This is a genomic window from Stenotrophomonas sp. PI_27 (genome assembly GCF_027854495.1).
Taxonomy (GTDB): domain Bacteria; phylum Pseudomonadota; class Gammaproteobacteria; order Xanthomonadales; family Xanthomonadaceae; genus Stenotrophomonas; species Stenotrophomonas pavanii.
Genome location: NZ_JAJNOF010000008.1, coordinates 139,471 through 161,664, shown reverse-complemented (window position 1 = coordinate 161,664; position 22,194 = coordinate 139,471). Strand labels below are relative to the sequence as shown.

Annotated in this window: 15 protein-coding genes; 8 read left to right on the top strand and 7 right to left on the bottom strand. The window is 67.4% G+C overall.

Annotation, left to right across the window (positions count from 1 at the left end):
- Positions 1–106 precede the first annotated feature (106 nt).
- Together rsgA and LRM18_RS12495 are read left to right on the top strand one after the other, a co-directional pair.
- Positions 107–1,216 (top strand): ribosome small subunit-dependent GTPase A, encoded by a 1,110-nt coding sequence (rsgA, locus tag LRM18_RS12500; protein ID WP_049469074.1) that lies wholly within the window; start codon positions 107–109, stop codon positions 1,214–1,216.
- Positions 1,217–1,353: 137 nt separating this feature from the next.
- The gene (locus tag LRM18_RS12495) at positions 1,354–2,607 is read left to right on the top strand and encodes a flavohemoglobin expression-modulating QEGLA motif protein (RefSeq protein ID WP_049469072.1); all 1,254 of its coding nucleotides are present in this window, start codon (positions 1,354–1,356) and stop codon (positions 2,605–2,607) included.
- A gap of 438 nt (positions 2,608–3,045) precedes the next feature.
- On the opposite strand, the gene LRM18_RS12490 is transcribed toward LRM18_RS12495, so the two are convergent.
- From LRM18_RS12490 to LRM18_RS12475, 4 genes are all read right to left on the bottom strand, one after another.
- Positions 3,046–5,343, bottom strand: a complete 2,298-nt coding sequence (locus tag LRM18_RS12490) for a TonB-dependent receptor (protein WP_270954737.1) — start codon at positions 5,341–5,343, stop codon at positions 3,046–3,048.
- A 227-nt stretch (positions 5,344–5,570) separates the two neighbouring features.
- Positions 5,571–6,311, bottom strand: a complete 741-nt coding sequence (gene phbB / locus LRM18_RS12485; RefSeq protein ID WP_005419193.1) for an acetoacetyl-CoA reductase — start codon at positions 6,309–6,311, stop codon at positions 5,571–5,573.
- Positions 6,312–6,335: 24 nt separating this feature from the next.
- Positions 6,336–7,664: a CitMHS family transporter gene (locus LRM18_RS12480; RefSeq protein WP_270954758.1), complete on the bottom strand. Its 1,329-nt coding sequence runs from the start codon at positions 7,662–7,664 to the stop codon at positions 6,336–6,338.
- 75 nt (positions 7,665–7,739) lie between these two features.
- Complete coding sequence (locus LRM18_RS12475; RefSeq protein ID WP_270954736.1) at positions 7,740–8,879, bottom strand: porin; 1,140 nt, start codon at positions 8,877–8,879, stop codon at positions 7,740–7,742.
- A gap of 242 nt (positions 8,880–9,121) precedes the next feature.
- Between LRM18_RS12475 and LRM18_RS12470 the strand changes: the two genes are divergently transcribed.
- From LRM18_RS12470 to LRM18_RS12455, 4 genes are read left to right on the top strand one after another with little or no spacing between them, the layout of a single operon-like run.
- A complete protein-coding gene (locus LRM18_RS12470; protein ID WP_053461353.1) occupies positions 9,122–9,811 on the top strand; it encodes a response regulator transcription factor in 690 nt (229 codons plus the stop codon).
- Positions 9,786–11,195 (top strand): sensor histidine kinase, encoded by a 1,410-nt coding sequence (locus tag LRM18_RS12465; RefSeq protein ID WP_049469987.1) that lies wholly within the window; start codon positions 9,786–9,788, stop codon positions 11,193–11,195. The genes LRM18_RS12470 and LRM18_RS12465 overlap by 26 nt, the downstream gene beginning before the upstream one ends.
- The gene (locus LRM18_RS12460) at positions 11,192–12,247 is read left to right on the top strand and encodes an ABC transporter substrate-binding protein (RefSeq protein WP_270954735.1); all 1,056 of its coding nucleotides are present in this window, start codon (positions 11,192–11,194) and stop codon (positions 12,245–12,247) included. The genes LRM18_RS12465 and LRM18_RS12460 overlap by 4 nt, the downstream gene beginning before the upstream one ends.
- Before the next feature lie 28 nt (positions 12,248–12,275).
- Positions 12,276–12,932: a response regulator transcription factor gene (locus LRM18_RS12455; RefSeq protein WP_049469997.1), complete on the top strand. Its 657-nt coding sequence runs from the start codon at positions 12,276–12,278 to the stop codon at positions 12,930–12,932.
- Positions 12,933–13,022: 90 nt separating this feature from the next.
- Here LRM18_RS12455 and LRM18_RS12450 read toward each other — a convergent pair whose 3' ends face one another.
- The 3 genes from LRM18_RS12450 to LRM18_RS12440 form a co-directional block, all read right to left on the bottom strand.
- The gene (locus tag LRM18_RS12450) at positions 13,023–13,451 is read right to left on the bottom strand and encodes a hypothetical protein (RefSeq protein WP_270954734.1); all 429 of its coding nucleotides are present in this window, start codon (positions 13,449–13,451) and stop codon (positions 13,023–13,025) included.
- A gap of 263 nt (positions 13,452–13,714) precedes the next feature.
- Positions 13,715–16,363, bottom strand: coding sequence for a PAS-domain containing protein (locus LRM18_RS12445; RefSeq protein WP_270954733.1), 2,649 nt, complete (start codon positions 16,361–16,363; stop codon positions 13,715–13,717).
- A 66-nt stretch (positions 16,364–16,429) separates the two neighbouring features.
- The gene (locus tag LRM18_RS12440) at positions 16,430–17,599 is read right to left on the bottom strand and encodes a porin (protein WP_049469977.1); all 1,170 of its coding nucleotides are present in this window, start codon (positions 17,597–17,599) and stop codon (positions 16,430–16,432) included.
- Between the two features lie 331 nt (positions 17,600–17,930).
- Between LRM18_RS12440 and LRM18_RS12435 the strand changes: the two genes are divergently transcribed.
- Positions 17,931–19,274, top strand: a complete 1,344-nt coding sequence (locus LRM18_RS12435; protein WP_006468434.1) for a dicarboxylate/amino acid:cation symporter — start codon at positions 17,931–17,933, stop codon at positions 19,272–19,274.
- Between the two features lie 229 nt (positions 19,275–19,503).
- Positions 19,504–21,795 carry an NADP-dependent malic enzyme gene (locus LRM18_RS12430; RefSeq protein WP_053461346.1) on the top strand — a complete coding sequence of 764 codons (2,292 nt, stop codon included), beginning with the start codon at positions 19,504–19,506 and terminating at the stop codon, positions 21,793–21,795.
- The last annotated feature ends 399 nt before the right edge of the window (positions 21,796–22,194 follow it).

Below are 22,194 nucleotides of genomic sequence, written 5' to 3'. Positions count from 1 at the left end.
GGGCCGTCAGTGGCGTGGGGTTTCCATCCTACCGGAATTGCTGCAGCGCATGGCAAGGGCTCCGGGCTTGTCATTGCTGGGCTGGCAGGGGGCTGGCACAGGTAGAATGGCGGCGATGACCCAGACCCCCGATTTCATCGCCCTGCAGACCATCGGTTGGCCCTGGCCGGGCCCGGCGCAGCAGGCCGACTGGCAGGCCGTGATGGCCACGCACCCGCAGGCCCGCCCGGCCCGGGTGATCGAACAACACCGCACCCACTACGTGGTGGCCGATGGCCCGGATGCGTCGATCAAGGCCGAATCGCTGCCGGAATGGCAGCGCCCACGCTTCCCCAGCCACGAGCGGCCTGCAGTGGGCGACTGGGTGCTGCTCGACGGCATCCGCATCGTTGCGCTGCTGCCGCGCCGTACCGCGATCAAGCGTGGCGCCGCCGGCGAGCACTACCACCAGCAGGTGATCGCGGCCAACATCGATACGGTGTTCATCGTCTGCGGCCTGGATGCCGACTTCAATCCGCGCCGCATCGAGCGCTACCTGCTGCTGGTCGGCGGTGGCGGTGCCGAACCGGTGGTGGTGCTGACCAAGGCTGACCAGACCGAGTACAGCGAGGATGCGCTGGCGGTGCTGGAAGAGCTGGAAATGCAGGGTATCGCGCTGCATGCGATCAACGGCCTGGATGCCGACAGCGTGGCGGTGCTGCAGCCATGGCTGGGCCCGGGCCGCACCGTGGTGCTGGTCGGTTCCTCCGGAGCCGGCAAATCCACGTTGACCAACACCCTGCTTGGCGAGCAGCGCATGAAGACCAATGCGGTGCGTGCCAATGATTCGCGCGGTCGCCACACCACCACGCACCGTGCGCTGATGCCGCTGCCGACCGGCGCCTGCCTGATCGATACGCCGGGCATGCGCGAGCTGAAGCCGACCGGCGAAGAGACGCTGTCCGAAGGGGGCTTCGCCGATATTGAAGCGCTGGCCGAACAGTGCCGGTTCCGCGACTGCTCGCATCACCAGGAACCGGGCTGTGCGGTACGGGCGGCGATCGAGGCCGGCGAGATCGAAGAGAGCCGGCTGCTGAACTACTTCAAGCTGAAGGAAGAAGTGGCGGCCGCTGCCGCCAAGCTGGCGGTACGCCAGGCCGAAACCGCGCAGGAGCGCGGCGGCAGGAAGGGCAAGGGCCAGCAGTTCCGCCCGGCAGGCAAACCGCGCCGGCGTTGATCGGTATCGCGGGGTCGGATCCCATTGCACCGTAATGGGTTCTGACCCCTGCAATGAATCTGCGTCTGCCTGCTTCGGCTGGGTGCCAACCACGGTTGGCACCTACCAACGCGCGGGCAGGGCGTTATAGTCCGCGCATGGAACCGACCGCGACGCTGGACCGTGAGGTGGCCCACCATGCAGCGCTCGATGCGCGCCTGGTCGAGGCCGTGGGCGGCATCCGCCTGCTGGGGCTGACCAGCTGGCCGGCCACGGTGCAGGCACCGTTCCTGGACAGCGTGGCGCGCGGCCAGCCGGTGCTGCCGAAAGTGGATTACCCCCGGCTCGACTTCAGCGAAGAGCGCCGTGCGCTGGCCGCGATCGCCGCCGACTGCGATGACAGCCACCCGCTGGGCCACTATGTGCAGCAGTCGGCGCAGAGCTGGGACCTGGCCGCGCAGCTGCTGGAAGGGCTGGGCACTGCCGCTGTCGATACCTGCTCGGTGCAGCTGTTCGGTGCCCCCGAGCAGCCGCTGCCGGGCAATGGCCCGAGTACGCGCGACGCGGCGCGCCACTTCATCCAGATCGCCGCCGAACTGGACCACGAGCTGCTGGCGCCCGAAGAGCAGGTGCCGGTCTCGGCCATTGCCCTGCAACTGCAGCTGCAGAACGATCTGGATGCGTTCTTCGAATCGCGCATCATCCAGGTGCAGCTGGATCCTGAACTCGTTTCCAAGGCCGCCGCCGGCCCGACCCGCATCCGCCTGCGCACCAGTGCGCGCTTCAGCGCCTACGACCGCGCGCAGCTGTTCCACCATGAAGCGCTGGTGCACTCGCTGACCGCATTGAATGGCCGCGGCCAGCCGGTACTGCCGAGCCTGGCGTTGTCCTCGCCACGGGTGACGGCGACCCAGGAAGGGCTGGCCACGTTCGCCGAGCAGATCACCGGCAGCATCGACATCGAGCGCCTGAAGCGGATCAGCCTGCGCACCGAAGCGATCGCGATGGCACGCGAAGGCGCCGACTTCATCGAAGTGTTCCGCTACTTCTGCGATGCCGGGCAGAACCCGGAGGAGAGTTTCGCCTCGGCACAGCGCGTGTTCCGCGGGGTGCCGCCCAGCGGCGGCCTGGCGTTCACCAAGGATACGGTGTACCTGCGCGGGCTGGTGTCGGTGCATACCTTCTTCCGCCACATGCTGGCCGAGGATCGCCTGCAGGTCTGCCGCTGGTTGTTCGCCGGCAAGATGAGCCTGGCCGATGCGATCGCGTTCGCGCCGTTGTTCGAGGCGGGGGTGTTGAAGCCGCCGCGCTGGCTGCCGCACTGGGTGAGCCGGGCGAACGGCCTGGCCGGGATGCTGGCGTTCTCGCTGTTTGCCAACCGCATACGGATGGACCAGCTGGCGCCGGAATGAAATGCGTTGGCGGGATGATGCGCTGGCGCCTCGATGGATATCGCTGGGCGGCGGTGGGGCACCCTGGCCAGGACACGCCGTAAACCCATCCATGGGGGCTCGATCGGCGCATCCATGCGCCTCACGGTCCTGGCCAGGGTGCCCCACCGCCGCCAGACAGTTTCCCGCGCGGGCGGCAGCACATCACCGTGCCGAAGGGATTGCGCTTGAAAAGCAAAGAGCCGGGCAATGCCCGGCTCTTTGCTTTTGCTCTTCTTTGCCTTCCGCACCGTGGCGCGGGAAGCCGTCGAGCAGGGTCGGATGGGCCGGCGCAGGACCGTTGGCGCCATGGATGGCGCCATCGAGCCCCCATGGATGGGTTTACGGCGTGTCCTGCGCCGGCCCATCCGGCTCTGCCCCGCGATGATAATCAAGACGCCGCGGAGCAACGCTTTCGACTTAGAACTCCGCCGCCACCGTCATGAACAGTTGCCGCGGTGCGCTCGCGTGGATCGCATAGCGCGTGCCGTTCGGGTCGGTCGGTGCGAACGAGCTCAGCTGGCCCGCGTAGCGCTTGTTGGTCAGGTTGGTCGCGTTCAACGACACCCGCACGTTGCGCAGGCCCAGCCCCGGGCCGAAGTCGTAGCCGGCACCGGCGTCGAAGGTGGTCACGCCCGGCACCGACTGGTCGTTGGTGTAGGTGTAGTAGCGCTTGCCGGTGTACTTGGCACGCAGGCTGGCGAAGAAGCCATCACGGTTCCAGCTGATCTCGCTGGAGGCCATGCGCTGCGGCGTGTCCACCGTGATCTTGCCGGCCACCGGCACCACCGCACCGCCGGACAGATAGTCGTCCTCGTAGGTGGTCTTGTTCCAGGACAGCGCGTTGTACCACTGCAGGCCATCGATCGGCTTGAGGATGAAGGTCAGTTCCGCGCCATGGCTCTTCACCGAACCGACGTTGATGAAGCGCGTCACGCACTCCGGGCGCGTGCCGACCTCGATGCTCGAGCACGGGTTCAGCGACAGCAGGCGGTTGTCGAACGTGACGTTGTATGCGGCGATCGACGCCTGGTACTTCTCGCCGAAGGTACGGAAGCCGGCTTCCAGGCTCTTGGACTTCTCCGGCTCCAGCCCGGCGCTGGCCGCGAACGATTCCGGCGACACCTGCAGCGGGCCGCCGCTGCCACCGCCAACGAAGGCGGCGATGTTCTCGGCGTAGGAGGCGAACAGCTCATTGTTGGCGTTGAGCTTGAAACCCACGCCCACCTGCGGCAGCACCGATTCCTTGGCGGTCAGCGTGCCCGAGGCGATGCGGGTCTCGACACCGGGCTGCGCGGTGGCGCGCATGCGGGTGTTGGGGCTCTTGATGCCCACGTCCACGGTCAGGCGCTGGTCCAGAAAGCGCATGCGGTCCTGCACGTAGAACTGGCGCGTGCGGATGTCGAAGTCCTGGTTGAACAGCAGGCGGTCGGGGTTCTTCAGGTACAGGTCGTCCAGGAACGGGCCGCTGATGTAGTAGAAGTTGCGCGACACGTTATGGTCGTTCTGCTCGTACCACAGGCCGGCTTCCAGCTCGTGGATGCCCACCGTCCACGACAGCGCGGCCGTCAGGCCATCGCGGTTGATCGTGTAGTTGGTGCTGCGGATCGAGATCGGCAGCATCCTGTCGGTACCCGGGTAGGACGGCTGGCCCGGCGCCCACCAGTGGCCCTGGCCACGGTTGTCGTGGTGGTAGGCCAGCACCTTCAGGCGACCCTGCTCGCCCAGGCGCAGGTCGGCATCGATCGAGTACAGGTTGTCGTCACGCAGCGCACGGCTCTGGTAGTACGCATCGTCGATGCTGTTGACGCCGCCGCTGAACTTGCAGCGCGCCTTGTTGTAGGTGCCCGGCGCGCAGTACGCGGCGGCGACGGCGCGATCCCAGTCCGGCGCGTAGATGTTCCAGTCATAGCCCAGTCCGCGTGCCAGCATGTCCTTGGACAGGTAGGCGTAGTTGGCCTGGCTGGCGCGCGAGGTCGCCACGAACGCACCGAAACGGTGGTCGCCGACATTCCACACTGCCTTGGCATTGAACTGGCGGGTGGTCTGGTTCTGGTACGGCGCGGCCCACATGTCCTGGTCCTGGTGCACGCCGGACACGTAGGCCGAGAAGCCGTTGAGGTCGCCGGTGTCCACGCGCAGGTAGCCACGGCGCTGGTTGTTGTCGCCGACGGTGACGCTGGCGCGGCCACCGAACTCGGTGGACGGGTCCATCGAGAAATACTGGATGGTGCCGCCGAGGTTGCTGGTCGAGGCCACGCCCAGCGAACCGATGCCCTGCGACAGTTCGGCGCCGGCCAGGTTCTCGGCGATGATCGCGCGGGCAATGCTCAGCCCGTTGTAGTTGCCGTAGCTGTTGTCGCCCAGCGGGATGCCGTCCAGCGTGTAGCCCAGGCGGCTCTTGTCGAAGCCGCGCAGGCTGATGGTCTGCGATTCCTCGTTGGCACCGAAGGCATCGTTGGACTGCACCGACACGCCCGGCAGGCGGTCGAGGATCTTCTGGCCACTGGTGCCCGGCGGCAGCACCTGCTTGTCCACGGCAGTGATGCGCTGCACCTGGCGGGTCTCGCCCTGGCCGATCACAGAGACGGTATCCAGCGTCTGCGCGCTCAGCGCGGCATCGGTGCTGGCGCCGGTATCGGCGGTGGTGGCGGCATGGGCGCTGGCAGCGGCGGAGAGCGCGATCGCTACGGCGATCGTCAGGTGTCGGGTCTGCATGGTGGTCCGTTGCATGGGGAGTGATCACCGGCACGCGTGCGCGGTGCAGGGCCACTATGCGAACGGAACATGAAACCTTCTTTACGGAAAACCAACGAACGGTGCAGGGCCCCCGCGCAGGTCCGGCAGCCGGATGAAAAAGGGGCCGGATTCCCTTCGCAAGCGAAGGTTCACCGGCCCCGCGCACTCCGTGGGGGAGGCGGTCCACGCGCTGCCTGGAGGAGGGCTCACCCCATGTACAGGCCACCGTTGACCGGATAGTCGGCGCCGGTCACGTACGAGGCTTCATCCGAGGCCAGCCACGCGCACAGGCCGGCCACTTCTTCGGGGCGACCCAGGCGGCGCACCGGCACCGAGGCCGCCAGCCGGTCCAGTACATCCGGCGGGAAGCTGCTGATCGCCTGGCTGGCGATGTAGCCCGGCGACAGCGTGTTGACGGTGACGCCGCGCGAAGCCACTTCGGCGGCCAGTGCACGGCTGAAGCCATGCATCGCGGCCTTGGCGGTGGCGTAGTTCACCTGGCCGATCTGGCCCTTGTGGGCGCTGACCGAGCCGATGTTGATGATGCGGCCCCAGCCGCGCGTGGCCATGCCGTCGACTACCTGCTTGGTCAGGTTGAACAGCGCATTGAGGTTGGAGGCGATCACCGCGTTCCAGTCCTCCACCGTCATCTGCCGGAACAGCAGGTCGCGGCTGCCGCCGGAGTTGTTGACCAGTACATCGACCTCACCGACTTCGGCGCGGACCTTGGCGAACGCCGCGCTGGTCGAGGCCCAGTCGGTCGCGTTGCCTTCGGAGGCGATGAAGTCGAAGCCCTGTTCGCGCTGCTCGCGCAGCCAGTTGGCCTTGCGCGGCGAGTTCGGCGCGCAGCCGGCAACCACGGTGTGGCCGCTGCGGGCCAGGCTCTGGCAGATGGCAGTGCCGACACTGCCCATTCCACTGGTGACGTAAGCGATTCGAAGCGTCATTGCAGAAGGCTCCTTGGCAAAGGGTCAGGCGGCGAGGGGATACAGGCCGAACAGCAGGCTGCCGATCATCAGCAGCATCGAGATGGCGATGGCCCACTTCAGGGTGAACTTCTGGTGGTCGGCGAATTCGACCTTGGCCAGGCCCACCAGCAGGTAGGTGGACGGCACCAGCGGGCTGAGCAGGTGCACCGGCTGGCCGGCCAGCGAGGCGCGCGCCATTTCCATCGGGGTGATGCCGTAGTTGCCGGCGGCCTCGGACAGGATCGGCAGCACGCCGAAGTAGAACGCGTCGTTGGACATGAAGAAGGTGAACGGCATCGACGCCACCGCGGTGATCACCGCCAGGTACGGGCCCCACGATTCCGGAATCACCGCCAGGAAGCTGTGCGACATCGCTTCGACCATGCCGGTGTTGTTGAGGATGCCGGTGAAGATGCCTGCGGCGAAGATCAGCGACACCACCGACAGCACGTTGCCGGCATGGTTGACCACGCGGCGACGCTGCTCGGCCAGGTTCGGGTAGTTGATCACCAGGGCGATGGCAAAGCCGACCATGAACAGCACCGGCATCGGCAGCACGCCGATGATCAGCGCGGTCATCAGCGCCACGGTCAGCGCCAGGTTGACCCACAGCAGCTTCGGGCGCTTGATGTCTTCGGCGTCTTCCACGGTCGGCAGCGGATTGCTGTCATCGGACACGCTGTTGTCCATCCAGCTGCCGCCCTTGGGCAGGGTCACCACGCCGAGGCGACGACGTTCCTTCAGGCCCAGGTACCAGGCCAGCAGCAGTACGCCGGCACAGGCGATCACCATCGACGGGATCAGCGGCACGAACACATCGGCCGGGTCCACGTGCAGCGCGGTGGCCGCGCGTGCGGTCGGGCCGCCCCACGGGGTCAGGTTCATCACGCCGCCGGCGAGGATGGTCACGCAGGTCATGTTCAGTGCGTTCATGCCCAGCCGCTGGTACAGCGGCAGCATCGCCGAGACGGTGATCATGTAGGTGGTCGAACCGTCGCCATCGAGCGAGATCAGCATCGCCAGCACCGCGGTGCCAAGCACGATCTTCATCGGGTCGCCCTTGACGAAGCGCAGGATCACCCGCACCAGGGGATCGAACAGGCCAGCGTCGATCATCACCCCGAAGTAGAGGATGGCGAACATCAGCATCACGCCGGTCGGCGCGATCTTCTTGATGCCCTCCAGCATCATCTCGTCGATGCCGGCACCGAAGCCACCGATCAGCGCGAACAGGATGGGAATGGTGATCAGGGCGACGAGCGGCGACAGGCGCTTGCTCATGATCAAGTACATGAACGTAATGACCATGCCAAAGCCGAGGATGCTCAGCATCATCTGCGGACTCCTTGCGAAAACAGGACGTGGGGAGTGGAAGGGGCCGGGCGCCGCGCGCCCGGAATGTCAGGCCTAGAAGTCGTACTGCAGGCGGCCGGTGACCGCGCGCGTGCGGTCCACCGTGACTCCGGCCAGGCGGTCGCGGTTGCGGCTTTCGATCACATTGAGCATGAAGCGCAGGTTGTCGCGCAGGTACCAGTTGCCACCCAGCGTCCACGCCTCAGTGCTGCCACGGCGCAGGTCCGGCGCGCCGTCGAGGTGCTGTGCGCCCCACATCTGGTCGTAGCGCAGCGCCACTTCGAAGGCCCCGGCCTTGTGGCGGATGTCCTTCACCCGCGCGAAGCGGCCGGTCTTGCGGTCATAGGCGCGGCTTTCGCCGGTGACGAACCAGCTGAGCATGCCGTAGGCGGCCATCACGTCGCCGCGCTGGGCGCCGTCATCGAAGGTGGCGCCGCTGAACTCGCCCTGCCACGACAGCGGGCCGCGCACCTGCGCGTATTCCAGCGACCACTTGTTGACGTCGGTATCGCGGCCGGCGGAGAAGTCGACCAGGGTCAGGCGGCTCTCGTCGGACAGGTGCCCGGCCGGGCGCGGGCGGATGCGCAGGCCGGGCACGCCATTGGCGCCGGGGTTGTCATACGCCTCGCGGGCCAGCGACAGGCCCAGGTGCAGTACGTCCCCGTCGCTGGGCGAGGGCGACCAGGTGACGCGGCCACCGGCCGCACGGCCCTTCACCTGCCAGGCGTCGATGCTCTCCAGGCTGTAGACGCTGGCTGCCCAGGTGAAGTCGCCGGGGTTGGACTGCCACGAGGCACCCAGGCGGTACAGCGGGGCCAGCGTGGTGCCGGCGTTGCCGCGCTCCAGGAAGGTGCCGTAGTTGGAACTGGTACGGTCATCCAGCGAGAAGTACTGCTTGAACTGGCCCACGGTCAGCTTGCCTACCTTGCCGAAGCTGCGGGCCAGGTACACGTCCTTCGCCTCGACGCGGTCGCCGGAGAAGTCGGCTTCCAGCTTGTAGTCGACCACGAAGAACTTGCCCGATACATCGACCCAGGCACGGCGGATCTCGGTGTCGTCCTTGTTCGGGGTACCGCGGTTGTCGTTGTCGAAACTGGCAAAGTCCAGGTGCAGGCGGCCACCGAGGGTGGCGGTGACCGGACGGTCGTCTTCGGCAGCGAAGGCCGGCGCCGACAGGGCAGCCAGCGCCATCATGGCGACAGGACGCCGCCAGGCAAACGTGAATTCCACAAACCCTCCCAGGTGCGCGCCAGGCGCGCGGCAATCGTGGGCACCGGACGGTGCGCGGCCGCAGTCTGGGTCGGGCAAGCTGTCATCGTCCTGTCAACGGTTTGTGCGGTGCAGCGTAAAACCGGCCGCTGCGCTCACTGGGCCACGCCCGGCAAGCGCGGTGGCGGCATGCGGTAGCATTCGTTTCCCCTCCCACACCTGTGCCCATGCGCCTGCTGCTGGTCGAAGACAATCCGGACCTGGCCGATGCGATCATCCGCCGGATGCGCCGCAGTGGGCACGCGGTGGACTGGCAGGCCGACGGACTGGCCGCGGCCAGCGTGCTGCGCTACCAGAACTTCGACCTGGTGGTGCTGGATATCGGCCTGCCCAAGCTCGACGGCCTGCGCGTGCTGGCCGGCATGCGCGAGCGTGGCGACAGCACGCCGGTGCTGATGCTGACCGCGCGTGACGGCATCGAGGATCGCGTGCAGGCGCTGGATGTCGGCGCCGACGACTACCTGGGCAAGCCCTTCGATTTCCGCGAGTTCGAAGCGCGCTGCCGCGTGCTGCTGCGGCGCGCGCGTGGCCAGGCCAGCGAAGTGGTGCAGATCGGCGGCTTCCAGTTCGACAATGCGGCGCACCGGGTCAGCCTCGACGGTGAGCCGATCGAACTGCCCAACCGCGAGTACCGCCTGCTGGAGATCCTGGTGGGTCGCCTTGGCCAGGTGGTGGGCAAGGACGAGATCGGCAACGGCCTGTTCGGCTTCGACGACGAGGCCGGACCGAATGCGATCGAGCTGTATGTGGGGCGGCTGCGCAGGAAGCTGGCAGGCGCGCCGCTGCGCATTACCACCGTGCGCGGCGTGGGGTATCTGCTGGAAGCCAGTGATGGCGCTGCCGATGCAGACGGCTGACACGCGCGCCGCCAACGTGGCGCCGGGGTCGTTGCGGCGTACCCTGCTGCTCTACCTCGGCGCGCTGCTGGCCGTGTTCGCGGTGGCGCTGCTGTTTGCCGCACGCGATTATGGCCAGCGTGCCGCCAACCGATCCTATGATCACCTGCTGGTGTCCTCGGCACTGTCCATCGCCGATTCGGTGGCCCTGGTCGATGGCCACTGGCAGGTCGACCTGCCGTACGCAGCGTTGGACCTGCTGGCAATGGCCCCGGAAGACCGCGTGTTCTATCGGGTCGCCGACAGCCGCGGCACGCTGATCACCGGCTACGGCGACCTGCCGGCGCCGCCGCGCCGGCCCGGTACGCAGCCGCAGCTGTTCGATGCAGCTTACAGCGGTGAAACCGTGCGCTTCGTGGTGGTCGGCCGCAGCTTCGCCGCGGCCTCGGCGCAGGGCGAGGTACAGGTGCAGGTCGGCCAGACCCGGCGCGCGCGTGAAGCCGTCGCGCAGGACATGGTCAACCGCGCGTTGCTGGCGATCGGCGTGCTGTCCGGGCTGCTGCTGGCACTGGTGGCGTTCGGCGTGCATCGCGCATTCCGGCCGCTGGTGCGGGTGGAGCGCGAGCTGTCGCGCCGCGAGCCCTCCGACCTGAAGCCGCTGGACGCCCGCGTGCCGCGCGAGATGGACCAGATGGTGGCCGCGTTGAACCGCTTCATGGAACGCCTGTCCAGCAGCAACGAGACACTGCGCGCCTTCATGGCCGAGGCCGCACACCAGATGCGCACGCCGCTGGCCGCGCTGCGCGCGCAGGCCCAGCTGGCGCTGGATGACGATGATCCAGAGGACATGCGGCGCAGCCTGCAGGCGATCGAGCGCAACGCCACGCACATGAGCCGCCTGCTCAACCAGCTGCTCAGCGATGCCAGCGTGATCCATCGTTCGCACCTGCAGCGCTTTGCGGCGGTGGACCTGGCCGAGACAGTGCACCAGGCGTTGCATGAAGCACTGCCGCAGGCCGGCCCGGCACCGCGCGTGCAGTTGGCGATGACCGCCGAGCCGGTGCAGGTGCACGGTGATGCGCTGCTGCTGCGCGAGGCGATCAAGAACCTGGTGGACAACGCACTGAAGTATGGCGGCGACGGCCCGTTGCAGATCGCGTTGACCGTGGAGGGCGGGCAGGCCGTGCTGACCATCGCCGACCATGGCGCTGGCATCGCTGCGGCCGATGCCGAGCGCGTGTTCGAGCGCTTCGCGCGCGGCGAGGGCGCGCCGTCCGGCGGTGCCGGGCTTGGCCTGGCCATCGTCAAGCGCGTGGTCGACAGCCATGGCGGCCGCATCGACCTCAGCAACCGCCCGCAGGGTGGACTGATCGCCACCATCCGCCTGCCCCGGAGCCGCGCATGATCCGCCTGTTCGCCATCGCCGTTGCCCTGCTGCTGGCCCTGCCGGTGCTGGCCGCGCCGGGTGAGGTGCGCCGCTTCCCGGCACAGGCAAGAACCACCGCGCAGCTGCGCATCCACGGTACGACCGATATTGAAGTGTTCGCAGTGGTCATCGCCGACTACCAGCGCCTGCACCCCGGGACCGAGGTGGTGTACGAGGACATCATCACCCAGGACCTGTACGCGCGGTACCTGCACGACCGTACGGGACCGGCCTCGCCGGACCTGCTGATCTCCAGCGGCATGGACCTGCAGACCAAGCTGGTCAACGATGGCCACGCGCTGCCGCACCGCTCGGCGCAGACCGCCGCGTTGCCGGCCTGGGCGCAGTGGCGCAGCGAGGCGTTCGGGATCAGCTATGAGCCGGTGGTGATGGTGTACAACACCCGCGCGCTGCCGGCGGCGCAGGTACCACACACGCGCCGCCAGCTGCTCGACCGGCTGCGCGCCGAGGGCGCACCGCTGCGCGGCAAGGTCGGCACCTATGACATCGAGCGCAGCAGTGTCGGCTACCTGCTGGCGACACAGGATGCGCAGCGCGGCAGCATTGCCGGTGCGCTGCTGGGCGCACTCGGCGACAACGATGTGGTGCGCGAGGAGCGCACCGGCGTGCTGCTGGACAGGGTGGCCAGCGGCCAGCTGTCGCTGGCCTACAACGTGCTTGGCTCCTACGCGCAGGCCCGCATCGACGCAGGCGCGCCCCTGGGCATCATCGAACCCGAGGACTACACGCTGGTGGTGCTGCGCACCGCGGTAATTCCGCGTACCGGCCCGCATCCGGAGGAGGCGCGGCGTTTCCTCGACTACCTGCTGTCGCCGCGTGGCCAGCAGGTGCTGTCGCGGGAAGCGCGCCTGATGCCGATCGTGACCGGTAATGCGCGTGGCGACCATGCGCCTGGGCGCAGCCGCCGCCCGATCCAGCTGGGCCCAGGCCTGCTGGTGTACCTGGATGCGCTCAAGCGCCGCCAGTTCCTCGATGCCTGGCACAGCAGCGTCGAGCCGGCCGGGCGCTGACGCGGCGACCTGCCCGTACAATGGCGGCATGAGCGAATACACCATCCTGATCGCCGATGACCACCCGCTGCTGCGTTCGGCGGTGGTGCAGTCACTGCGGCAGAGCCTGCCGCTGGCGCAGGTGCGCGAGGTGGCCAGTGCCGATGCGTTGGCCGAGGCGCTCGACGCACAGCCGGACGTGGACCTGGTGCTGCTCGACCTGACCATGCCTGGCGCCCATGGCTTTTCCGCGCTGCTGCACGTGCGTGGCTCGCATCCTGACATCCCGGTGGTGATCCTCTCGTCCAACGACCACCCGCGGGTAATCCGCCGCGCCCAGCAGTTCGGCGCGGCCGGTTTCATCCCGAAGTCGGCCCCGGCCGAAACCATCGGCGAGGCCGTGCAGGCAGTGCTCGACGGCGGCCTGTGGTTCCCGGCGATGGCCGCCGAGCGCTCGGAGGCCGACGCGTTGCTGGCCAGCCGCCTGGCCCAGCTGACCCCGCAGCAGTTCCGCGTGCTGCTGTGCCTGGCCGATGGCCTGCTCAACAAGCAGATCGCCTACGAGCTGGGCCTGGCCGAGAACACGGTGAAGGTGCACGTCACTGCCATCCTGAAGAAACTCGAATGCCATAGCCGCACGCAGGCGGCGGTGCTGGTGAAGGCGCTGGAACCGGAAGGCGACGCGCGGGCAGGGATGGACGGCTGACCCGGGTGGGCCGCACGCCCCCCCAGTGGTGTCCGGAACCTTCGGAGTGGTTGAATGAACGGCGCCGGGGCGAAAACGGAATGCGGCGTGTCAGTTGCCGCTGATCGCGCGCAGTGCCGGATCGGTCGAAAAGATGAATCTGTTCTCGTATCCCATCCTGGAATCCTCAGACGCGTCAGCGTAGCTGTAGGTGGGGGCGGCCGCATCCAACGCAAACCTGCGGCTCCAAGTTTCATGACCGGCGAGGCTTCCGCTCCGGACGAGACCGATGCAGATGCTCAGGCCGCATGAAAAACCTTCAAGTACACCTTCCTGAGCCATCGCACGTTCAAGTGCTGACCGATAGTGGCGGGTCAGGTCCTGCACCTCGGGGCTGGATGCCGCCTCCTCTGACAGGTGTTTGATGTCGGGCGCTGAAGCTCTGTCAGCGATGCACCCCGCGCAGCACAGGCAGAAGAGCAGCGCTGTGATGTGATGGCGGCCTCGGAGGAGGGCGATGGATGGGTAAGGGCAGGGCATGCGGAATCCTCGGCCGTAGGCTGTGGCTCTCGCCAGTACGGTCTGTCGATCATCGAATGCGGGAATCTTCCGTTCCTCGGTGGCGCTGGTCAGTCAGGAGACTGCCCTTTCTCTGCTCGGAATCTCCCCTTGCCTGCCTATCGACGCGGGGCATTCCTTCCCACCCAGAGATGGTGTGCGAAGACGTCTGGGGTTCGGTAGGGAATCTGCGAAGGGCACCGCCTCTCGCGCCGTGGCACGGCGGCGCGCGCCGCGGAGTCGTCCTATCCCCGATGCCGCAACAGCAACTGCGTCATCAGGGCCCGCAACGCAGGCGGTCGCACGGGCTTGTGCAGGAAGCCCCAGCCGTGTTCGGCGGCATGCGCCTTCAGGGCCTCATCACGCTCGGCGGTCACCAGGATCACCGGCGGCCGTGCCTTCCACAGCGTGCACAGCGCTTCATACAGGTCCGGCCCGTGCCATTGCCCCATGCGCACGTCCAGCAGCAGCAACTGCGGCACGTTCAAGGCGCTGGCGATTTCCAGGGCGCCCTGCGGGCCGTCGGCGAGCTCCACCTGGCAACTCCAGCGTTCCAGCAACGCGCGGGTCGCTGCACAGACGTGGGGATCGTCGTCGATGCTCCACACCCGGCATTGGCGCAGCGGGCTGTCGTCGGCGGGTTCGCTCGCCACGACCGGCGCTGCGGTGGTTGCCACCACATCGTCGGCGCGCCCGAGTGCCACGCTCACGGCGAACACGCTGCCCCTGCCCAGGGTCGAGCGCAGACTGATGCGGTGGCCGAGCAGGCGGCCGATGCGTTCGACGATGGCCAGGCCCAGGCCGGCGCCACGTTCCTGTTCCACGCCATCGTTCAGGCGACGGAACTCTTCGAAGATCTCGCCCTGCAGGCTTTCCGGAATGCCGGGCCCTTGGTCGTGCACTTCGATGCGCAGCTGGTCGCCTGCGCGACGGCAGCCGATCAGCACACGCCCACGTGGCGTGTAGCGCAGCGCGTTGGAGAGGAAGTTCTGCAGGATACGGCGCAGCAGCGCTTCATCGCTGACCACCACCGCGCGGGTGTCCACCCAGTCCAGTTGCAGGCCGCGGCTCTGAGCAGCGATACCGAACTCGCGTGCCAGGGTTTCCAGCAGCGGTGAAATCGCGAACGCGCGCACGCGGACCTGCAGCGATCCTGATTCCAGCCGCGAGATATCCAGCAGGCTGTTGAGGATCGCATCCTGCGCGGCCAATGCAGCGTCGATATGGTCGGCGGTCTGCTGCTGCGCCGGGTCGCCCAGCTTGCCGCGCAGTACCGAGACGAACATGCGCGCTGCATTGAGCGGCTGCAGCAGGTCGTGCACGGCCGAGGCGACGAATCGCGTCTTGTAGCGGTTCGCCTGCTCGGCCTCGCGGCGAGCTTCGTCCAGGTCGCGGGTGCGCTCGGCGATGCGGTGTTCCAGCGCATCGGCCAGCGAGCGCAGTTCACGCGCGGCGTTCTTGTAGCTGGTGATGTCGGCATAGCTGGTGACGAAGCCGCCGTCGGGCAGCGGGTTGCCGCGGATTTCGAGCACCGTGCCGTCGTCTTTTTCGCTCTCGCGCATGTGTGGGCGGCCGCTGCGCAGGTGATTCAGGCGGCGCTCGATGGCTTCGTCCACCGGGCCGGGGCCGAGCAGGCCGCGACGGGCGTTGAAGCGGAACAGTTCCTCGATCGGGCGGCCGACCCGCACCAGCTCCGGCGGGAACCGGAACAGTTCCAGATAGCGCGAGTTCCACGCGACCAGGCGCAGTTCCCGGTCGATCACCACCACGCCCTGCGGCAGGTGTTCGAGGCTGCGGCTGAGGCCGCTGTCGGCCTCGGTGGCCGCCTGCAGCAGGCCGTCCTGCGCGGTGCGCAGTTCCTGTGCATGTTGCTTGAGCAGGGTTTCCAGCTCGCGGCGGCTGCGCAGGCGATGCTTGGCCAGGCGCCGCCGCTGCTGCACGAACAGCGTCAGGAAGCCCAGCGCAAGCCAGGCTGCGCCGCCGGCCAGCGCGGCATCGCGTCCTGCACCGCTGGCCGCCCCTGCATCGTGCAGCAGGTGCAGGTTCCAGCCTTCGACGGGCAGCGGCAGGGTCTGCCACAGCATGGGCTGCGCCAGCGCCGGGTCCAGCAGCCGCACCATGCGCCCGCCGTCGGCCAGCAGGTCTTCGGTGCGCGCGCGCAGCGGTTGCAGTGATCGATCGGCGTACTGGCGGCTGTCGAGCATTTCACGGCGCTCGATGTCCCCGAGCGGGCGCAGCAGCCGGTAGCGCCAGCTGTCACGGTTGGCGAGGAAGACCACGTCGTGGTCGTCGCTGGCCAGCACCACGTCCGGACTGCTCAACCATTCCTGCTCCAGTGCGGACAGTTCGACCTTGATCACCACCACCCCGAGCCGCTTGCCGCCTTCCTCGATCGCCTGGGACAGGTAGTAGCCGGGCACGCCGGTGGTCATGCCGATGCCGTAGAAGCGTCCACGGCCCTGGGCCAGGGCCTGGCGGTAATAGGGCCGGTAGCTGTAGTTCTCGCCAACGTTGCTGGTCGGCTGGTCCCAGTTGCTGGCGGCCACCGCCACGCCATCGTGGCCGACCAGGGTCAGTGTGGACGTGCGGGTGACTTCGTTGGCGCGCTGCAGCTTGAGGTTCAGCCGCTGCCGTTCGGCGGGGGAAGGGGGCACGCGCAGCGCCTGCAGCAGGTCCGGATCCAGCGCGAGCACCTGCGGCAGGGTGCCGAAACGGTCGATGCGCTGTTGCAGGCCCTGGCCATACAGCTGCAGCTGGCGCTGCACCTGGGCGCTTTCACTGGCCAGCGCCTGGCGCCACGCATAGTGGCCGGCTGCAATCGCGCACAGCAGGGTGCCACCGACCATCACCAGCAGGGTCAGCAGCAGCATCCGGTGGCGTCTGAGCCAGTACATGGCGGCAGTCTACGCAGGGCCGGCGGGCGTGGCGTGCACGCCCGCCGGGGTCTGACGTGGAAGGGGTCAGAAGTGCATCTGCGCGCGCAGTTCGAAGATCTCCGGCGTGCTGTGCACGCCACGACGGCTGGCGTCGACCTTCACGTAGTTGGCCTGGAACTTGAAGTGGCTGGTCAGGTACCAGTTCGCGCCCAGCGTCAGGTCGTGCTGGCGGCCGCCGAGGATGCTGCCATCGTCCAGGTCGAGACGGCTGTATCGGGCCAGCAGTTCGACCGCGCCGTAGTTGTGCGCCGGCTTGATGTTGGCCACCGCGCCAGCGTTGTATGGGCGCGACTCGCCGGTCAGCACCCAGCTGGCCATCGCGTACTGGCCGCTGCCGGTGTAGTCCGGCTTGCCGTCATGGCGGGTGACCGTGGCGCGCAGCGCCTCGGCCTGCAGCGAGAACGGGCCACGGATCCAGATGCCTTCCAGGCCGGTGCGGCGGATCTGGTCGGCGGTGACCAGCGCGCCGGAGTCGACGTAGCGGATGTCGGTCAGGCCGGCTTCCGGGCGCGCACGCAGGCGCGCGCTGGCCTCATGGTGCACGTCGCGGCCATCGCTGTAGCCACGCGGGTTTTCCTGCGAGTAGGCCAGGCCCAGGTGGATCACATCACCCGGTGCCTTGACCGGCGTCCACACCGCACGCACGGCCTGGGTCGTGCCGGGATTGTCGCCCTGCAGGTCCTTGCCACCATAGGCGCCGGCCTGCAGCAGGTACTGCGGCCGTTCCAGCACCCACTCCACACCGGTACGGCGGCCTTCGTAGAAGGCCTGCACCGGCAGCGAGGTCTCCAGGAAGCTGCCGGCACGCGAGGACGTGTTCGCATCCAGGCCGACCGGGGTCTTCATGTAGCCGAAGCGGAAGCGGCCGACGTCACGGCCGAACAAGGCCTTGCTTTCGAAGCGCACGAACACGTCCAGCCAGGTGTCGGCCTGGAAGTCGTAGTACACCATCGCGTCGTAGACGCCCTTCTTTTTCAGCGTCGCGCCGAATTCCTTGCGGCGCACGGCATCGTCGTCTTCCAGGCCACTGGCCGAGGAGAAGTCGTTGTAGTCGTAGGCGATGTTGGCGGTGGCCGCCAGCTCGGTGCCATCGCCGAAGGTGTACTTGGTCGGCCAGTTGTCGAAGTCGGCAGCGGAGGCGAAGGCGGGAAGGGCGGCCAGCGACAGGGCCAGCAGGGTGGGATTCGGGCGCATGTTGGGTGCGGCTCTCTCGGATTGCAGGTGGACAGGACATCAACGGCCGCGAGGGCCGGAACTTTCGCAAAGACATGCCCAGCGGTTCAGCCCGGGCCACCAGGTTCCCCGGGATCGGGCGGTGCGGCGCCAGTGTAGGCACCCGTGCCACCTGAACCGGGGGGCTAGTACCAATAGGTTATCTGCGCTGGCGTGCCCGGCGCGTACAAAGGCGTCCATTGGTCTCAGCGTTGCGCGTGCCGTGCAGGCGCTGCGATCAGTTTCCACGGTAACGGTTCCCGTGCAGTCCCGGGGCCGTACGTGCCTGAAAACGCCCCTTCCGGAGTCCGCCATGCACATCCCGACCGCAGCCCCGGCGCCTGCAAAGCCGTTGCCGATCTATCGCCAGCTGTACTTCCAGGTGATCGTGGCGATCGTCCTGGGCGCCATCCTCGGCCATTACGAACCGCTGATCGGCGAAAAGATGAAGCCGCTGGGCGATGCCTTCATCAACCTGGTGAAGATGATCATCGCGCCGGTGATCTTCCTCACCATCGTCACCGGCATCGCCAGCATGACCCACCTGCGCACCGTGGGCCGGGTGTTCGCCAAGGCGATGGCGTACTTCCTGTTCTTCTCCACGCTGGCGCTGATCGTCGGCATGATCGTGGCGCACGTGGTGCAGCCCGGCGCCGGCATGAACATCAACCCGGCCGAGCTGGACCAGACCGCGGTGCACAGCTACGTCGAGAAGTCGCACGACCTGACCCTGGTCGGGTTCCTGATGGACATCATCCCGAAGACGCTGCTCAGCGCCTTCGTCGACGGCAACATCCTGCAGGTGCTGTTCGTGGCCGTGCTGTTCGGCATCGCGCTGGCGATGGTGGGCGAGAAGGGCAAGCCGGTGCTGAACTTCCTGGAGGCGCTGGTCGCCCCGGTGTTCAAGCTGGTGCACATCCTGATGAAGGCGGCCCCGATCGGCGCCTTTGGTGCGATCGCCTTCACCATCGGCAAGTACGGCGTCGGTTCGCTGATCAACCTGGCCTGGCTGGTGGGCTCGTTCTACCTCACCGCGTTCCTGTTCGTGGCGGTGATCCTGGGCCTGGTCTGCCGCCTGTGCGGATTCTCGGTGTTCAAGCTGGCCCGTTACCTGAAGGCCGAACTGCTGCTGGTGCTGGGCACCTCCTCCTCGGAGTCGGCGCTGCCGTCGCTGATGGAGAAGATGGAACGCGCCGGCTGCAGCAAGTCGGTGGTGGGCCTGGTGGTGCCGACCGGTTACTCGTTCAACCTGGACGGTACCAACATCTACATGACCCTGGCGGCGCTGTTCATCGCCCAGGCCACCAACACCGAACTGACCCTGGGCCACCAGATCGCCCTGCTGCTGGTCGCCATGCTCAGCTCCAAGGGCGCGGCCGGCGTCACCGGTGCCGGCTTCATCACCCTGGCCGCCACCCTGGCGGTGGTGCCGGAAGTGCCGGTGGCCGGCATGGCGCTGATCCTGGGCGTGGACCGCTTCATGAGCGAATGCCGCTCGCTCACCAACTTCATCGGCAATGCCGTGGCCACCGTGGTGGTCTCGCGCTGGGAAGGCGCGCTGGACCGCAACCGCCTGCAGCTGGCGCTGGATGGCCGCGAAAGCGAGCTGCCGCCGCCGGTCGATGCACTGCCCGAGGCGCTGCCGGCCAAGGGCTGATTCAGGTGTGTGGTACCGCGGGGCCGGCCACGACAGTGGGGCGGCCCCGCGGCGTTTCAGGGCGTCCCATGGCTGTCATGGGCAGCGCCGATGCTGGTCTGGGCTCCGGTCGCATACGGCACGGAATTGTGCGGTCGCAGCATGGTTGCGACAGGATAGCGACAGGTCCAGACGCTCCAACGGGGGTATGATCCCCTGTCCCTTCTGCCCATTCATGTAACCCACATCGATGTCCAACGAAGATTTCAAACAGGCCGCCCTCGATTACCACCGGATGTCCCCGCCGGGAAAGATCAAGGTTTCCGCTACCAAGCCCATGCTGACCCAGCGCGACCTGTCGCTGGCGTATTCGCCGGGCGTGGCGTATGCCTGTGAAGCGATCAAGGCCGATCCGCAGCAGGCCAGCGAGCTGACCGCCCGCGGCAACCTGGTGGCGGTGATCTCCAACGGCACCGCGGTGCTGGGCCTGGGCAACATCGGCGCGCTGGCCGGCAAGCCGGTGATGGAAGGCAAGGGCGTGCTGTTCCAGAAGTTCGCCGGTATCGATGTGTTCGACATCGAAGTGGATGAAACCGACCCGGACAAGCTGGTCGACATCATCGCCTCGCTGGAGCCGACCTTCGGCGGCATCAACCTGGAAGACATCAAGGCGCCGGAGTGCTTCGTGGTCGAGCGCAAGCTGCGCGAGCGCATGAAGATCCCGGTGTTCCATGACGACCAGCACGGCACGGCGATCATCGTCGGCGCGGCGGTGCTCAACGCGATGGCGATCACCGGCAAGAAGATCGAGGAAGTGAAGCTGGCGACCACGGGCATGGGCGCGGCCGGCATTTCCTGCGTGAACATGCTGGTGCAGCTGGGCCTGAAGCCGGAGAACATCCTGGCCTTCGACCGCGAGGGCGTGATCCACACCGGCCGCACCGACCTGGACCCGGAAAAGCAGCGCTATGCGCGCGACACCGACAAGCGCACCCTGGCCGAGATCGTCGACGGCGCGGACATCTTCCTGGGCCTGTCGGCGCCGGGCATCCTGACCGCCGACATGGTCAAGACCATGGCGCCGGACCCGGTGATCTTCGCCCTGGCCAACCCGACCCCGGAAATCATGCCTGAGGTGGCGCGCGCCGCGCGTCCGGACGCGATCATCGGCACTGGCCGTTCGGATTACCCGAACCAGGTCAACAACGTGCTGTGCTTCCCGTACCTGTTCCGTGGCGCGCTGGACGTGGGCGCCACTGCGATCAACGAGGAAATGAAGATCGCGTGCGTGCGTGCGATCGCCGCGCTGGCCCGCCGTGCCGCCACCGACATGGGCTCGGCCTACGGTGGCGAGACGCCGAGCTTCGGCCGTGAATACCTGATCCCGCGTCCGTTCGACCGCCGCCTGCTGGTGGAACTGTCGGCCGCCGTGGCCCAGGCCGCGATGGACTCGGGCGTGGCCTCGCGCCCGATCGACGACATGGGCGCCTACCGCGACAAGCTGGCCCAGTTCGTCTACCGCACCAGCCTGATGATGAAGCCGGTCTACGACCGCGCGCGCAGCGACAAGCAGCGCGTGGTGTACGCCGAAGGCGAAGAGGAAGTGGTGCTGCAGGCGGTGCAGAACGTGGTCGATGACGGCCTGGCGCACCCGATCCTGATCGGCCGCCCGGAAGTGATCGAGTCGCGCATCGAGCGCCTCGGCCTGCGCTTGAAGATCGGCGAGAACGTTGAAGTCACCAACATCAACGATGACCCGCGTTTCAACGAATACTGGCAGTACTACCACGGCCTGACCGGCCGCCGCGGCGTGACCGTGGCCGCGGCGAAGAACCTGATGCGTTCGCGCCCGACCCTGATCGCCGCAGTGATGGTCGCCCGTGGCGAAGCCGATGCGATGCTGACCGGCATCGTCGGCCGCTTCCACAAGAAGCTGGGCTACGTGCGCAGCGTGTTGCCGCTGGAGCCGAAGGTCACCTCGACCTCGGCGATGACCGGCGTGATCAACCAGCAGGGCGTGTTCTTCTTCGTCGATACCCACGTGCAGGAAGACCCCACCGCCGAGCAGCTGTGCGAAGCGACCCTGCAGGCGGCCTACCGCATGAAGCTGTTCGGCATCGAGCCGAAGGTGGCGCTGCTGTCGCACTCCAACTTCGGCAGCCATGATTCGAAGGATGCGCTGAAGATGCGCCAGGTGCGTGAGCTGCTGCTCAAGCGCAACCCGCGTCTGAACGTGGATGGCGAAATGCAGGGTGACACCGCGTGGGACGAAGCGCTGCGCCAGAAGCTGCTGCCGGGCTCGACCCTGCAGGGCCGCGCCAACCTGTTCGTGCTGCCGAACCTGGAAGCGGCCAATATCGCCTACAACCTGGTGCGCGTGTTCACCGATGGCGTGGCGATCGGCCCGATCCTGATGGGCGTGAACAAGCCGGTGCACATCCTGACCACCAGCGCGACCTCGCGCCGGATCCTGAACATGACTGCGATTGCCGCAGTCGATGCGCAGATCAGGAAGCAGCTGGAAGCGGAAAAGAAGGCATAAGCCTTCTTTCCGGTTCGATCTGCAGAACGCGCCCTACGGGGCGCGTTTCTGTTTCCGCGCGGCGGACACGGGTAGTGCCGGCCGCTGGCCGGCAACCGCAATGATGTCCAGGCACGCGACGGCAGCCGGCCAGCGGCCGGCTCTACCCCGGTCTGTGCCACACGCGCTACGCCGCCCGGTCATTTCCCTGCAACGCCGTTGCGGCCCAATACGCCCACGCGGCCCGGCCGTGGGAAGGGACCGGACCGGCCTTCCCACCCTGGGCCCGACCAACTTCTCATGGGCGAGGGTGTCATGCGCAATCGACTGACGCGGCGGTACTTCCAGCAGCTGTTCGCGCTGTACGCCGGTTTCGTGCAGTCGCGCTGAGGCGTAGACGACGGCGCCGGGCAATGCCCG

What these genes read in the sequence shown, in the direction of transcription:
- LRM18_RS12475 (WP_270954736.1), bottom strand. Translation starts at nt 8,879, where the DNA reads ATGATGGCGCTGGCTGCCCTGTCGGCGCCGGCCTTCGCTGCCGAAGAC.
- LRM18_RS12430 (WP_053461346.1), top strand. Translation starts at nt 19,504, where the DNA reads ATGTCCAACGAAGATTTCAAACAGGCCGCCCTCGATTACCACCGGATG.
- LRM18_RS12450 (WP_270954734.1), bottom strand. Translation starts at nt 13,451, where the DNA reads ATGCCCTGCCCTTACCCATCCATCGCCCTCCTCCGAGGCCGCCATCAC.
- LRM18_RS12480 (WP_270954758.1), bottom strand. Translation starts at nt 7,664, where the DNA reads ATGCTGAGCATCCTCGGCTTTGGCATGGTCATTACGTTCATGTACTTG.
- LRM18_RS12465 (WP_049469987.1), top strand. Translation starts at nt 9,786, where the DNA reads ATGGCGCTGCCGATGCAGACGGCTGACACGCGCGCCGCCAACGTGGCG.
- LRM18_RS12440 (WP_049469977.1), bottom strand. Translation starts at nt 17,599, where the DNA reads ATGCGCCCGAATCCCACCCTGCTGGCCCTGTCGCTGGCCGCCCTTCCC.
- LRM18_RS12445 (WP_270954733.1), bottom strand. Translation starts at nt 16,363, where the DNA reads ATGTACTGGCTCAGACGCCACCGGATGCTGCTGCTGACCCTGCTGGTG.
- LRM18_RS12435 (WP_006468434.1), top strand. Translation starts at nt 17,931, where the DNA reads ATGCACATCCCGACCGCAGCCCCGGCGCCTGCAAAGCCGTTGCCGATC.
- LRM18_RS12490 (WP_270954737.1), bottom strand. Translation starts at nt 5,343, where the DNA reads ATGCAGACCCGACACCTGACGATCGCCGTAGCGATCGCGCTCTCCGCC.
- LRM18_RS12460 (WP_270954735.1), top strand. Translation starts at nt 11,192, where the DNA reads ATGATCCGCCTGTTCGCCATCGCCGTTGCCCTGCTGCTGGCCCTGCCG.
- LRM18_RS12455 (WP_049469997.1), top strand. Translation starts at nt 12,276, where the DNA reads ATGAGCGAATACACCATCCTGATCGCCGATGACCACCCGCTGCTGCGT.
- rsgA (WP_049469074.1), top strand. Translation starts at nt 107, where the DNA reads ATGGCGGCGATGACCCAGACCCCCGATTTCATCGCCCTGCAGACCATC.
- LRM18_RS12470 (WP_053461353.1), top strand. Translation starts at nt 9,122, where the DNA reads ATGCGCCTGCTGCTGGTCGAAGACAATCCGGACCTGGCCGATGCGATC.
- phbB (WP_005419193.1), bottom strand. Translation starts at nt 6,311, where the DNA reads ATGACGCTTCGAATCGCTTACGTCACCAGTGGAATGGGCAGTGTCGGC.
- LRM18_RS12495 (WP_049469072.1), top strand. Translation starts at nt 1,354, where the DNA reads ATGGAACCGACCGCGACGCTGGACCGTGAGGTGGCCCACCATGCAGCG.